Genomic DNA, 15,636 nt, shown 5'->3' on the forward strand with positions numbered 1-15,636 from the left:
TCTATCACACCTCGCTTATTTCAAACATTGCTTCTGTGCCCGCCTCATTTTCTTCCGCTTCGGACAACTGTGCTTTTTCAGGCCAATATCGCTGTTTTCGGTATACTGTCTGGCCGCCTTTCGGTTCCATGGTCGCTTTTCGTTCTTTCGGAATTCCTTCGTTGCTGACAATGATATGGGCGTTATTCCCGCCCAAACCGAACGCGCTGACCCCGGCCCTGAGTATCTCTTTTTTTCCGTCCCACCGCTTCAGCTCAAGCACAGGATAAAGCGGCGAATCATGAAATTGAAAGCGGGGGTTCGGTTTATGGCAATGCAAAGTCGGCGGCAGTTCTTCATTGGCAATCGCCAGCAAAACTTTGATGATTCCCGCCGCGCCCGCCGCACTCAGCAAGTGGCCGATATTGCTTTTGACGCTCCCTACACCGCAAAATTGTTTTTCATCGGAATAAGCAGACAAGACATTGGTTAATCCTTTTAATTCAATCGGGTCGCCGATCAAAGTACCGGTTCCGTGCGTCTCTACGTATGTCATGGTGTCCGGCTCGATTTCCGCTGATTGAACCGCCTGCTCAATCAAGTCCTGCTGCGCCCGGGGATTCGGCGTCGTCACCCCCATTGTGCTGCCGTCATTATTTATCGCAGAGCCGTCAATAACGCCGTATATTTTATCTTCGTCTTCTATCGCTTTTTCGAGCGGCTTCAGCATCAGCACACCGCAGCCCTCTCCGATTCCTGTTCCGTCCGCATCGGCATCGAAAGATTTTGAACGGCCATTTGGCGATAAGATTCTCGCCGCGCTCATTGTGAGAAAAGGTTTTTCATCAAGCAAAATGTCAACCCCGCCCGCAAAGGCCGCCTCCGCTTCTCCATTTTGAATTGCCTGCACGGCCAAATGAATTGCCGTAAGCGAACTGGAGCAGGCCGTATCCACGACCAGATTGGGCCCTGTAAAGTTATAAATGTGCGCCATATGTGCGGTAATAAAATTTTGCCCCGCGCCAATAATCGCGTCTTTTTGCAAATATTGAAATTTCTGATGAAACGCACCTGCCCTTGCACCAGCAAAAACGCCGATACGGCGGCCCCAGAGATCCTCTTTTTGATAACCGGCATCGGCCAAAGCTTCCGCGCTCACTTCGAGCCACTGCCTTTGCAGCGGGTCTATCATCGGTGCCAGCGTTTCTGAAATATTAAAATACTCCGGGTCAAATTGATCAATATCGTGAATAAAACCGCCCCATTTACTGATGCTTTTTCCTTCTTGATATTCACCCGGCTGATAGTGTTCCCCGGCGTTCCATCTGTCCGGCGGAACTTCAGTGACGGCATCCGTTCCGCTGCGGAGATTCTTCCAAAATTCTTTTATATCCCCCGCTTCCGGAAAATGACAGGCCATGCCGATGATCGCAACCTTTCCCCGTTTCCCGGGCTTATCTGCCGTTTTTTTGCTCTGTTTCGGCGTTTTCTGCAAAGGGACCTTCTCCGCGGGAACCGCTGCATCTGCCGAAAAAGCTTCCGGACAATGTGCGGCTAAATAATCCGCGAGCTGTTCTATGGTAGGGTGTTCCAGAAGGACAGTCGGATCAATTGAAACGGACGGCAGTTTTTGATCGATCTTTGTCAGCACTTGCGCCAGAAAGATAGAATCCATTCCGTATTCCTGAAAAGGCACATCGATATCCATATGCGTTTCATCGATACTCAGCTCTTTTGCCAAAAGCGACTTCAGCCAAGATTGAATATCAGTCCGGCTATGGACCCGTTTTTTTGTTTCTGGAGGTTTGGAAGCTGTTTTCATTCCTTTATGGGCGGCTGGCTTAGCGTTTTCAAGCGCTTTGATGTCCCAATCATATTTCACTTGTGCCGGCAGCACGACAGTTCCGGGTCTTTCTCTTAAAATGTAATCAAGCATCTTGAGACCTTCCGCGTCAGAGTGGCGCAGCAATCCCGTTTGCTGATACATCCCGCTTTTTGTATCCCTGCTCATGCCCGTCTCATCCCATGCCGGCCATTGTATGCTCATGATGCCGCCCTCATTGTTTTCTGCAAAATAGTCCATATAAGAATTAGCCATCGCATAATCGCTCTGTCCCGCCGCAAGAATCGGGACGGCTGCCGAGACAGATGAAAACAGGACGAAAAATGCCGGCGCATCATCCTTTACACTCTCATACAGACTGTGAAGGCCGTCTGCTTTCGGGGCGAGCACCCGCGCGATACTGTTTTTGGATTTGCGGAGAAAAGCAGGGTTTTCACGGTCCGCAATTCCTGCGCAATGCAGAATGCCTCCGACAGGTCCGAGCGTTGTGGTTACCTCTTTTATAAGCCGTCCGACGGCCTGCTTATCCGTCAGATCAACTGCTGAGACGCACACTTTTACGCCCTGTGATTCCAGCTTTCGGATAAGCTGTATTTTTTCCGAAACGACAGGGTCTGTTTGCTCAAGATCCCACTCGGTTTTCGGCGGCAGCTCCTTTCTGCCTGTCAGAAGCAGTTTCTTCACACCGTATGCGGAAACGAAATGCTTGGCGCATAAAGCGCCGAGTCCGCGCGTTCCTCCGGTTATCATCAGGACGGCGTCTTTTGGAAACACAGTCCGGTCTGTTTGCACGGCTTCTGGTTCAATCTGATCAGTCTGCCGAAGAACATAGCTGAAGCGCATGCCGTCCCTGTAGCAAACAGCAGATTCCGTTAAGTCTGATTCAATTTCTTGTTTAATAAAAGCGGCTGTCTGCTCCAGCGGCTCTTCAGGATCAATATCGGCGTGACAGGTGAGAATATGGCTGTATTCATGCCGCAGCATGCGATAAAGCCCCGCTTTTTCAATACCATGCATAGCGGCCGCCTTATTTTTGAAGGATTCAAGGCCTTTTGTAAGATAAAGCATTTTCATGTTTTCTTGTCCGCGGCCGTATTCAATCAGCTGCTGCAGCGATGCCACCCAGCTGATGTCCTGCCGCTTTGGTCGGGAGCCGCAGCCGGTGAAGTCAATAAACCCGGAATAGATGGCCGCATTCGCATCCTGTAAGAAAGAGATGAGCTGATTTTCCTGCACAATGTCAGCATCATTCAGCTGTTTTTTCACCTCGGCGGCAAGGTCTTTTGTATCCTCGGAGACGATGAGCGCTATTTTGCTGAATGGCTCGGATGAAGACACTGCCTCGCAAGGCTCCCATGTTTTCTGCAATACTACTGTTTTTTGGTTCGAAAGCGGCAGCTGCTCCCGTTTCGGCACCCAATAGCGGTCTGCTCTGAACGGATAGGAGGGCAGGCTGATGCGGCGCGGCTTACTGTCCGTATACAGCTGCTCCCAATCTGTGTCAAATCCGTTTACCCAGAGCCGCAGCACTTTCTTGTATTTCTTTTTCTCAATCCAGGCGCTGACGAGGTCAGCTGCGTCTTCATCGTCTGAGAACATGGAGATCGTGTTATTCTCGCGTTTTTTACGGCCGCTGATGATATCTTCGCTGTTTTTTCCCGTCAGAAACGCGTTCAGTTTTTCAGTCATTTCCTCTGCGGAGCCTGCAATGATTCCCAGCCTCGCTTCCATTGCGTCCCGTCCGGTCTGCAGTGTGTATGCAACATCTGCAAGATCGATATGGCGGGATGATCCGTTTTGGATAAAATCGCGAAGGAGACGCGCTCTTTCTTTCAGCCGCTCTTCATTTTTAGCCGACAAAACAAAAAGAGATGACGCTTTCTCACGGGTTTCCGGCTGTTCCGTCTCACTTTTACCCATGTATTCTTCAATAACGATATGCGCATTGACGCCTCCGAAACCGAATGAGCTTACACCCGCCCGGCGGGGCAGGACCCGGCCGTTTTCATCACGCAGCGCTTCCCACTCCTTTGTTTCTGTCACAATGTAAAACGGGCTGTCCTTCAATTTGATATGGGGATTGATGTTCTCGCAATGCAGACTTTTGGCGAGCGTCCGATGTTTCAGCTGCATCAATACTTTGATAACGCCCACAATGCCTGCTGCGAGCTCCAAATGTCCGATATTTGTCTTCACTGAGCCTATCCCGCAATATCCGCCCGGAGCCCCGTCTGTTTGGAAAGCTTTTTTCAATGCATTGATTTCAATCGGATCTCCGAGCGCCGTACCTGTTCCGTGCGCTTCTATATAAGTGATCGTTGACGGCTGAATACCGGCTTTTTGATAAGCGCTTTTCAGCACATCCGTCTGAGCCTGCGGGTTCGGCGCGGTAAGTGACGCTGAGCGTCCGCCGTGATTTTCCGCTGTACCGCGGATGAGGCCGTAGATGTGATCCCTGTCATGCTCAGCCTCTGAAAGCTTTTTCAAGACAATCATGCCGGCACCCTCTCCTCTGACATAACCGTCAGCCTGATCAGAAAATGTTTTGCAGCGCCCGTCTTCACTGAGCATGCCTGCTTTTTGAAAACCGATATGCCCTTCTGGCGTGACGATCGTGTTGACGCCTCCTGCGACCGCCATATCACAATCTCCCGTTTCAATGGCTTTTACCGCGCGGTGAATGGCGACTAAAGAGCTTGAACAAGCGGTTTCTATCGGCTCGCTCGGCCCGTGGATATCAAGAAAATAACTCATTCGGTTCGGCCCGACGGACGGCACGATTCCGGTCATCGTATACCCCTCGACAGGAAGACCCGCCTTATTGATTAAGGTTTGATATCCGCTTCCCAATGTGCCGGTGAAAATGCCGGTTTTTGTTCCGGCAATCCGTTTTGCCGAGTACCCCGCGTCTTCAATGGCTTTCCACACATACATCATTAATAGGCGCTGCTGAGGATCCATCATTTCAGCTTCTTTCGGAGATATCCCGAAAAACAGCGGGTCAAACCCGGCGATTCCATCTATAAAACCGCCCCATTTAATTGACGTTTTATTTGCATCCGCTGCCGGATCGCCGTAATATTCGCGCCAATCCCAGCGATCCCGGGGAATTTCTGTGATGCAATGCTCTCCTTTTGATAAACGTGTCCAGAATTCATCTATGTCTTTCGCTTGCGGAAAAATACCGCTGATTCCGATAATGGCTATCGGTTCGGTTTTTTCTTCTGATTTTCCTTTTACGGATACGGGCGTTTCCCGTTTGACATGAACGGCCGCCGGAGCTTCAGCTTTTCTTATTCCGGCTTTTGGGGCGGTTTTAAAATTCTCTCTTTCTAAGCCGCTGAATGCTTCTTTCCATTCAGATATCAAATGGCCGCTCAGTTTGCGCAATGTCGGAAATTCAAAGAAGATAGTCGGGCTGAGCTCAAGCTGATAAGACCGATTTAATAGATTTGTAAATTCAGTGAAGATGATCGAATCAAATCCGTATTCCGTCAGTTCGCTGTCAGCCTCAATATCTTTCATGCTTACCTTTAAAAGATCTGATACATGACGCTTTAGTTTCTCTTGAACCCGATCTTTCAGATCTCCTGCATCTGTCTCTGCCGGAGCTTTTGCGGCGGCGCTTTGTTCTTCACGCAGATCGAAAATATGGCTGCGAATCCGTTTTTCATCTCCTTCTGCCACCATGATCTGGTGTTCTCCGGAGGCAAAAGCGGCGTAAAGCGCCTGGATGCCTGAAGCCGATCGCATGGCTTTCATTCCGGTCTGTTCATACATCAGCCGTTCGGTCTCTTTGTCCACGCGCATACCGCCCTCTTCCCAAAGCGGCCAGTTGACGGACAGGGTCTGCCCGCTCCGCTTGTTGTCCCGCACGAGACGATTTCGGCGGGCTGCATATACGTCCATAAATGCGTTGGCTGCCGCATAACCGGCCTGCCCCGGGTTTCCCATACCTCCCGCCAAGGAAGAAAACAGAATGAAAAAGTCCAGCCGCGCATCTTTCGCTGCTTCATCAAGATTGATAAGCCCTTTCACCTTCGGCGCCATGACGGTCTTCCGTTCGTTTTCTGTCTGGTTCAGAATGTAATTGTCGGCGATCACGCCGGCGCCGTGAATGATCCCGTCGAGTGTTCCGTGCTCCTCCTGTATGCCGCGGACGAGGGCGATGACCGCCGCCCTGTCTGTCACATCAACCGGTTGATACAATACGCGGGCACCCGACGCTTCCAAGCGCCGTAAGCGGGCGGAGCGGTCTTTATCAAGCGCTTCCGCCCTTCCCGTTAATATGAGGACGGCGTTTTTGACGCGGGAGGCTATTTCTTCAGCGAAAATCAGCCCGATGCCGCCCGCTCCCCCGGTGAGGAGGTAAACCCCTTCGTCTTTCCACGGAACGGCGCCGCTTTGAAGCGCAGGCAGGTGACGCCAGTTTCTGACGAGACGTTTGCCGGCTTGATAACGGATTTCCGCTTGTTCAGGGTGCGTCCGGTTTTCTTTCAGCTTGGCAAGAAGCGATGATGCTGGCTCGTCCGGATCGGCTTGGATGACTTGGCCGTACAGCTTCGGATGTTCAAGGTGAGCCGTTTTCAGGAAAGCGGCCAGCCCCGCCAATACATTGTCTTCCCCCCTGTCGGGGACAAGAAGCTGGATCAGCGTTTTTCCCTTCTGTTTTTCTTTGATAAGACGCTTGACGATCGCTGACAGCTCCGCCGCGCAGGCGTCATAACGGTCTTCAATCGGACCTTCCCCGTCAGCCGCACATACGGCGCCGTTTATGTCCTCAGCGTTCATTCCGCCATACAGCGTCACGTATCTGAAAGACTCTGCTTGTCCGCCGCCTTCACCCGGCGGTGATTCCTGCCACTTTGGCTGAAGCAAGAGCGGTTTTCCCTCCGTTTCCTCTTCCAGAAAACGGGCGGTGAGCCCCGTCAATCGGACACATACCTCGCCGTTTTCATCACACAGCTCAATATGATAGGCGCCGTCCGCTGAGGAAAGCACCGCCCACATCGTCTCCCGGCACGCAGAAAACACCTGCATATCTTGGAGGGCAAACGGCAGAAACGGCCGTCCGGACGCGGAACCGTCTGAGTGCACGAGACCGATAGAAGCCTGGAGGGCGGCGTCCAGCATGCTCGGATGCAGGATGAACGGCTCCTTTTCTTCGCGGGCGTACGGCGGAAGAGTGAGCTTCGCGAGCACTTCTCCGCTTCCGGCATAGACGGCGTCAAGCGCCTGATGAGACGGTCCGTAGGTGATGCCGAGACTGTCGAATGCTTCATAGCACTCAGCCTTTGACATGCGCCGGCCGCCGCAGCGCGCCTGAACCGCCTCCACATCGAGTACCGGAGCACGCTCCGTCTCTTCGAGCACGGCCTTTCCCTGGAAAAAGACAAGCGGCTCTTCTCCTTCGGCATACGCTTCAAAAGCGATGTCTCCGTTTTCTTCCGGCTGAAGCTTTACATGAAGCGTCACGCCTTCAGAAAGCGCCGTCACCGGACGGAGCCAAACGATCTGTTTGAGCCGGACACCCGCTTTCCCGCCCGGCAAGCCCTCAGCGGCAAGTGTAACGGCGGCCCGGGCCATTTCTAAAGCAGCCGCGCCCGGAAGCACCGGTTTTCCATTGACGATGTGATCGGCAAAAAACGGTTCACGCCCTGAAAAAACAGAAGTAAAGCGCTGGGCGGTAAAGGTCGATGTATTCGCGTGGAGCAGCGGGTGAAGCTTTTCACGTTCAGCTGAATTCCGGCTTTCAAGCTCTCCCTGAAGACGATCGGACGCCCAATACGTCTGCCTGGCAAACGGGTAGCCCGGCAGATTGCCGATTCGCGGCAAAGGTCCGCCATAAAGCAAGTCCCCTTCGATTTCATAACCTTGACAATAAAAATCTGCCAGCACACATAACAGTTCCTGATATTTTCTATGGTCAGAATATGAAGCGCTGCACTTGCCGAGCACTTCTATTATGTGCTCTTGAATATGCTGTCGGCCTGCAAAGTGCTGCGGTACTTTTCCCGAAAACACATAAGGATGATGTTCATTAAGCTTTGCCTGCTTCCATACATACACTGCGTCATCAGCATCTTGAACCACGATGGCGGCGCGATGGTTAAAGTGATGCCGTCCTTTTAGCAACGTATAGCTGAGCTGGGCTAGATCATTTTCTTTCAGTCCGCCATTTTCCGCCCAAGTGATCATATCTTCGATTTTTTCCTGAAGGGCCTCCTTTGTTTTTGCTGATAAAGTCAGTAAATTAGCAGGGGCATCCGGATGAGGTGAAGCGCTGCGCTTATAGCTTTCCATAACGACATGGGCGTTTGTTCCGCTCATCCCGAATGCGCTGACTGCCCCCATTCGGTTTTTACCCGGCAGAGAAGGCCACGCTTTAGCCGTTTTATTCACATAAAAAGGACTTTTCTCCCAGTTGATATAGCGGTTTTCCCCGCTGCAATGCAGACTGGCGGGAATCATTTCACGGGAGAATGCCTGTAAAAGACTGATCAAACTGACAATGCCTGACGCGGCAAACGTGTGGCCGATATTGGTTTTAATTGATGTGAGCGCGCAAAATGCTTCTTCGTTTGTATAGGCAGAAAATGCGTCATAAAGCGCGTTAATTTCCACCGGATCACCGAGTTTTGTACCCGTGCCGTGTGTGACGATATATTCGATATCTTCAGGGTTGATACGGCCCCGGTCATAAACGGAAGTAAGCAGCCGGGTCTGCGCGACGCCGCTAGGAGCGGTAATTCCGTTTGTTTTCCCGTCATAATTGATGCCGCTCGCCCGAATCACCCCGTAAATCGGATCGCCATCTTCTTCCGCCTCTCTCAGCGGCTTAAGAACAACCGCCGCAGCCGCTTCCCCGGGAACCATGCCGTCAGCCCTTTTATCAAACGCGAAGCATTTCCCGTTTTCCGACAGCATTCCGGCTTTATCTATCGTTTCAAAAAAGTCCGGGGTATTCATGATATTCACCCCGGCCGCAACAGCTGTTGTACACTCTTTATTCTGCAGGCTTAATACCGCCTGATGGACAGAAACGAGCCCCGAAGAACATGCTGTATTTATCGCCATCACAGGACCTGATAAATTCAAGTGATAAGCCAGCCGCGCCGCCAAAATACCGTTATGATGAGACGTGACATTGTCTTTGTCCCGTGTTAAAAGGTGATAATCTCCTTCTTCCGCCCCCACAAACATACCGATCGTCTGCTGCCTGATGTGACTGGCGCCGTAGCCGGCGTCCTCAAGGGCCCTCCACGCTTCCTGAAGTAGCAGCCGCTGCTTCGGATCCATCGTTTCAGCTTCCCTCGGCGATATTTCAAAAAATAAAGGGTCGAATTCGTCCGCCCCCGGTACAGCGCCGAGTTTCCATTTTGAACTTGTGAAGCCTTTTTTTGCGACCGGTGCGACAACGTCCTTTTCCTGAAACAGAATGTCCCACAGCTCGTCCGCCGTGCGCGCCTGAGGAAAGCGGCCGCTCATGCCGATAATGGCAATGGAATCAGCTGCCTGACTGCCCTCGGTTCCGGCGTTCAGCTTATTTCTTCCCCTCTGCTTCTTTCGCTTTTCCGTTCCTGCCTTTTCAAAGACAGATTGATCTGCGGATTCAGGTTTCTTTTCTTCATAGACATGCTCTATGACGGACTTGTGTTCCGTCAGAAAATAGCGGACGACCTTCTCCAGTGTGGAATGTCCGAAAAACAGGGCCGGGGTCACTTCAATTCCGTAGTGAGCGGACAAAGAAGAGGCGAATTCCGCCAAACTGATAGAATCAAAGCCGAAATCAGCCAGATTGTCAGCATCCGTCAGTCTGTTCTTGTCTATTTTCAAAAGCCCCGCCGCCAGTTCCTTCACATCCCAGCTTACGCATTCTTCCAGTGTAAAGCCTTTCATTTCACTCCGCCTTCCTGAAAATGGGACGTTCCTGTTTACAGAACCCGAATTCGGCCGTTCGCCTTGATCTATCTGCAGGAAGCGTTTGGCCCTCGACGGAAAACCGGCCAGGACGAGATACTGGCTGGACGGCTGGACTAACAATGTTTCAAAAGCTTCGAGTCCTTCCTCTGTGTATAAATAACGCTGTCCGCTGGATTTTAAATACATATCGGTGCTTTCCGCCGTGCCGACATGCATCCCCCCTTCTTTCCAAAGCGGCCAATTGATTGCAAGTGACTTGCCGCTTCTGAGTCCGAGGCTCACAAGTTTATCCCGGTGGCGGACAAAAGCCATTTGGAAGCGGTTCCCCATCGCGTAGTCACAAGAACCGAAGTCTCCTAAAATCGCTGAAGAAGAAGAGAAACAACAGAAGAAGTCAAGCGGCTCCCGTGACAGAACCTGATCTAACACCGCGGTGCCGTCCGCTTTTGGCGATAAGACTTGCTGAAAGGTTTGCAGATCTTTCTCCAGAATGCTTTCAGTGCCTTGAAGACCCGCAGCGTGAATGACACCGTGAATCGGCCCGCATCCTTTCTCTTTCGCTTCTTGCAAACCTTTCTCCATCTGAGCCTGATCTGCGGCATCCGCCTGCACGTAAAACACCTTGGCGCCTGATTCTTCCAATCTCTTTATCTTGTGCAGCACCGGGCCGCCTGCCGCTGATCTCCCCGTCAAAATGAGCGTAACCGGTCCTTTTTCAGCAAAATATCCGGCAAATAACAAGCCCAAACCTCCGCATCCGCCGGTAATCAAGTACGTTTTTCCGCTTTTTATCACACGCTTCTCAACAGGGGCAATATCCGTCTGCTTCATTTCCATGACGTGACGGATTTCCCCACTGTACATGACACTGCGGAACGACCCGCTGTGAAGCTCTTCACATACATTATGGATCAGCTTTTCAAACGGTCCTTTTTGTCCAAAATAAACCGCGGCCGTATCCGTCTCCGGCAGGATTAGTTTCAGCGACCGTTCCAGCCCGATCCATGACTCGGCGTAACTGATATCGGTATCGGTCCCGCACTGAGCGGAAAGAAGGATCCGCCTCGGTTTAGAACGCAAAGAAGCAGCTGCACGGATCACATGATACAGAATGGAATAGTCTTTCACGGCCTTTTCATCTTCAAGCGGCCATCCATACAAAACGGCATCCGCCTTGCCTGCAGCCGTTTCAATATGCCGAAACGTTTCTTGATATGCTTGTCCGTCAGTGATTTTAATTTGATAATGCGTGTTTGAAAGCTTTTGAGTTTCCTCACCCTGTGAAATAAAAAACACGCCGGCTCCCGGATAAAGGGATTGTAAAGACCGATAAGCATGTTTTCTGGCAGCTTCTCCCGTAAGAAAACAGATGACCGTTTTCAACTCTTCATGAATGGATTTCTTCAGAGGCTGCTGCGTCCACCTTTCTTCAAATATCATCATCTCGGAGTGTTCCTCTTGCCCGTGATCCTGCTGAGACGGCTGTCTCATTCTCACCCCTTTGATTTCTGCGCATACAATGCCGGTTTCGTCACAAAATTGAATGTCACAGCCGGTTTGATTCTTTTTATTCATATACATCCACATGCCGGATGAACACGGACGCATGACGCGCAGTTCTTCAACCGCTTCAGGCACGATATGGACTGACGGCTCCGTTTTTGCCAAGACATGAAAAGCTGCGTCCAGAAATTCCGGCGGTAGATGATATCCCGGATTACGGCCGCTTTCATCTGTAAGAGCAAGCTTCGCCCAAATCGCATTTTCTCCCGCATAAAGCTTTTCAATGGTGCGGAACTCCTTACTGATCGTTACACCTGATGTGCCTGGTGTTTCATAATCGAATGACAGCGGGCGGCAGTCTTTTTGTAAGGAGGCAATATCAAGCATGCGGGATGGCTGTATGCTCCCTTGACCGATGATTCCATAATGATGCAGCTTCTCTTCGTCACTGTATATTTCATAACGGATGCCTTCCTCGTCTTCAGACAGAAGGGAGAGATTGACGCCCGCACCGTGATGTCCGCCGGTAATCGGGTCAGTCCATGCCGCCGTTCGGATCCATATCTCTTTTTCTTCAGAGCTGTCTGCCGCATGATGATAAGCCGCAAGCGCCATTTCTAAATAAACGGCTGCCGACAGAACCCGCTCTCCTCTCACATCCTGGAAAACGTGTTCCCGGCCTTTAAAAGATGTATGATAGCTTTGCTCCGCCAAGGTTGACGTATTTTCATGCAGGAAAGGATGCACATATTCAGTTGTTCCTGTTTTTGGTTCTTCCCGCTTCATCCAGTAGCTTTCTTTTGCAAATGGATAAGACGGCAGACTGATACGATGCGGCAGCGCGCCTTTATATAAAGATGCCCAATCGACGGGCGCCCCGTGGACCCAGGCATTCAAAAGACTGCCAAATTGACGTTTTTCCATCCAATCATCGACTGTGCCTTCCGTCTCTGTGACAGCACTATCACTCCGGCCCGTAAACACCCCGCTTACGGAACCGGCATTATTCAGAAAAGCAGTCAGCTTCTGTTCCAATTCAGAAACAGAGTCCGCTGTCATCGCCAGCCGTTCTTCCATCGGAACCCTGCCGACTTGAAGGGTAAATGCCGCGTCAAGCAGGTTCGCATCTGTAATTGTTCCGTTTCCGGCGGCATCCGACAGCAACAGAGCCCGCTCGCGCAAGCGGTCTTTATCTTTTGCCGATAAAACAAAAAGCGCCGGACGGCCGGTGTCCGCCGAAGTCATTTCAGCCGGTTCATACTCTTCTATCAGCAGGTGGGCATTTGCACCGCCCGCTCCGAAAGAAGATGTACCCGCGATTCTCGGATATTCCCGTGTTACTCCTTCAGATTCTATGACCGGCCGTCTCCATTCCTCCGTTTCCTGCTGCACGATAAAAGGAGAAGTTTCAAAATCAATTTCCGGGTTCAGCTGCTTTGAATGCAGCGACGGCACCAGATATCCGTGTTTCATCTGAAGAAGAATTTTGGTGACGGCAGCAATGCCCGCCGCACTTTCCAGGTGTCCGATATTGGATTTAACAGAACCGATGGAACAAAATTGCTTTGCATCCGTATAGCGGCGGAAAGCCTTGGTTAACCCCGCGACTTCAATCGGATCTCCCAAGGAAGTGCCGGTGCCGTGGGCTTCCAGATAGCTGATCGCTCTCGGGTCAATTCCTGCCCGCTCCATCGCGTCTGCGATCACTTCCCCTTGTGCATTCGGATTCGGAACGGTGAACCCGTTCGTTTTGCCGCCGGCGTTCAGAGCGCTTCCTTTAATGACACCGTATATATGATCATGATCTTCAACAGCCTTCTTCAACGGCTTTAACACGATACAGCCGACGCCCTCTCCGTCAACAAACCCGTCAGCCTTATCACCGAACGCTTTGCACGCGTTTGACGGCGACAGCATTCTCATAGAAGACAGTCCGATATAATGAACCGGATCTGTAATCAGGTTTACGCCGCCGGCAATCGCGCATTCAGATGCACCTGTTCTGATGCTTTCTGCGGCGAGATGAATGGCGGTTAAGGATGAGGAGCATGCGGTATCGACCGCGATGCTCGGACCGTGAAAATCAAACACATAGGATACGCGGTTCGGGATAAAGTGGTAGTGGGCCCCTGTCGGATAGTTGCCGTTCATGACACCTGCAAAAACACCAACCTTTTTACCGGCGCATAGTGAATCAGGGGTATATCCGGCATCCTCAAGGGCCGCATAAGCGGTTTCCAGAAACAGTCTCTCCTGCGGGTCCATGCGCTCCGCTTCTTTCGGGGAGATTTTAAAAAACAGCGGATCAAATTTATCAATGTCTGTTAAAAAGCCGCCCCACTTTGTATACATCCGGCCTTCCTTACCTTTTGTCTCATCATAGTAGTCCCGCCAATCCCAGCGGTCTTTCGGAATTTCGGTGATTCCGTGTTCACCGGTTTTTAACCGTTCCCAGAACTCATTAACATTTTCAGCTCCGGGATACTTCCCGGCAAGACCGACAATTGCCACTTCAAGGTGTTTTGACGGCGGTTCGGAGGCGGGCGGCGCTTTTTCAGAAAAAGATGCCGCTTGGCGCTTCGTCAATCCGGCGCTTTTTTTGCGGCTTTGCTTTTTCTGTAGAGTGTGCGGCACCTTTTCGGCTTCTTTATTTGTCTTGAAAATCCCAGCCATATCTTCCTGTCTTGAGCTGACGAGATATTCCGCTAATCCGCCGATTGTCGGATACTCGAAGAACAATGTGCTGCTGATATCAGGGACGTCTTCCCGCACGCGGTTGGTCAGCTGTACGATTAAGATGGAATCAATTCCGTATTCTTCAAGGGGCGTATGGGCTTGAACGTCCTCAATCGGCATCTTTAAGATGACGCTGACGATCTGTTTCAGATACTCTGTGCTTTTTTCAAGCAAAGAGCCTGATGATACCGCTTCAGTATGACGGACTTCTTCAGAAAATCGCGCAAGCAGTTCGCGCTCCTTCGTTTCAGCCAAGTATGCGGCAAGCTCTTCTATCGTTCGGTGTTCAAAAAACAGCGTGCTGCTGATATCAGGGACGAGATCCCGCAGCTCGTTCGTCAGCTGAACGATCAGAATAGAGTCAATGCCGTATTCATCCAGAGGAGCCAGCGGATTTATCTCTTCTGCCGGCATTTTTAATACTTTTGCCGCAGCCCTTATCAGAAAAGCAGCTGTCTTTTCCGAAAGCCCTTCTCCCGCTTGTTTGATGGGGAGCTGACGATCAGAGGATGTTCGCGGTACGTTTGATTGGCGCTTTTGCGCGGTGTAAGCTTCCCTGCTCTGCCTGATGACTCCGTTGCTTTTCGCCGTGATAATCTGCTGGGTGTGCAGACGTTCGTTTTCAGCCGGAAATTGAATGGAATGAAAGCCTTCAGCCATTAAAACCGATTTCCATGTTTCCGGATAAAGACCGGGGCACCCCGGAATCCGCAGCGCCTCGTCTTCGTACAGCCACCAGCCCTCTAATAAGCCGAATGTAACATGTGTAAACGGCGTATGTCCGCCCAGTTCATTAACGAGCAGCAAACCGTCTTTTTTCAATACGGCTTTTGCCGTCCGTAAGGTTTTCCGGATATTTTTGGTGGCATGCAGCACGTTTGCGGCGATAGCGATATCGTAGGTTCTCAGATGTAATCCCTGGCCCGCCGCAGGCTTCTCCACATTAAACAGCTGATACGTCAAATACGGATTGTCCGCGCCGTATTCCTTTTCGGCATGCATTAAAAAAGCTTTTGACAAGTCGGTATAACAGTATTCCTGAATATGGTTTTGATAGGGGCGGAGCTTTTTAAACAGTGTGCTGCTCGTTCCGCCGGTGCCCGCTCCGATCTCCAGCAGACGGATGTTTGCCTCAGGATTGTTTTTAATTACATTTTCCACATAAATACACGCTTCATTTGCCATCACATCGTTGTAATAATCAGCGAGAATGTTATGCTTATAGATTCCTTCAACGAGCTCCATTGAAGAATCGGGAAACATCACGTCAGTGGCTTTTATTTTGCCTGTTAAAATGTCAGGCAAAGCTTGAATGACGGTATCCGCCAGCAGAGCCTGCGCTTTCATATCCGGATCTTTCAGCCATTCGTTTTTCTTCTTATGCCACTCTTCCCAAATCGCGGCCGTTTCACCGCTTTTAAGATCGCTGTCTAAAAGACGGATGCTTTCTTCCAGCCAGCGCTCATATAAAGGCAGACAGGAAGCCGCCGGCGCTTTGCCGGTCAGACCCATTGAACGCAGCGTCACCCGCAGCACTTGCAGCAAAAGCTGATTCAATTCTTTCATTTGATTGCTTATTTCTGTTCTTAAGGATAACTGTGTACGGTCTTTTTGTTTGTCTCCCTTACCCAAAACCTTATCCTCCTAAGAAA

General features: G+C 51.0%; 1 protein-coding gene. It reads right to left on the minus strand.

The window, feature by feature from the left end; genetic code table 11:
• Window positions 1-4 precede the first annotated feature (4 nt).
• Complete coding sequence (locus tag HAP68_RS11390) at window positions 5-15,616, minus strand: SDR family NAD(P)-dependent oxidoreductase (protein WP_192580580.1); 15,612 nt, start codon at window positions 15,614-15,616, stop codon at window positions 5-7.
• Window positions 15,617-15,636 lie beyond the last annotated feature (20 nt).

This window comes from Bacillus sp. Bvel1 (assembly GCF_014872755.1).
GTDB classification, from domain to species: Bacteria; Bacillota; Bacilli; order Bacillales; family Bacillaceae; genus Bacillus; species Bacillus velezensis.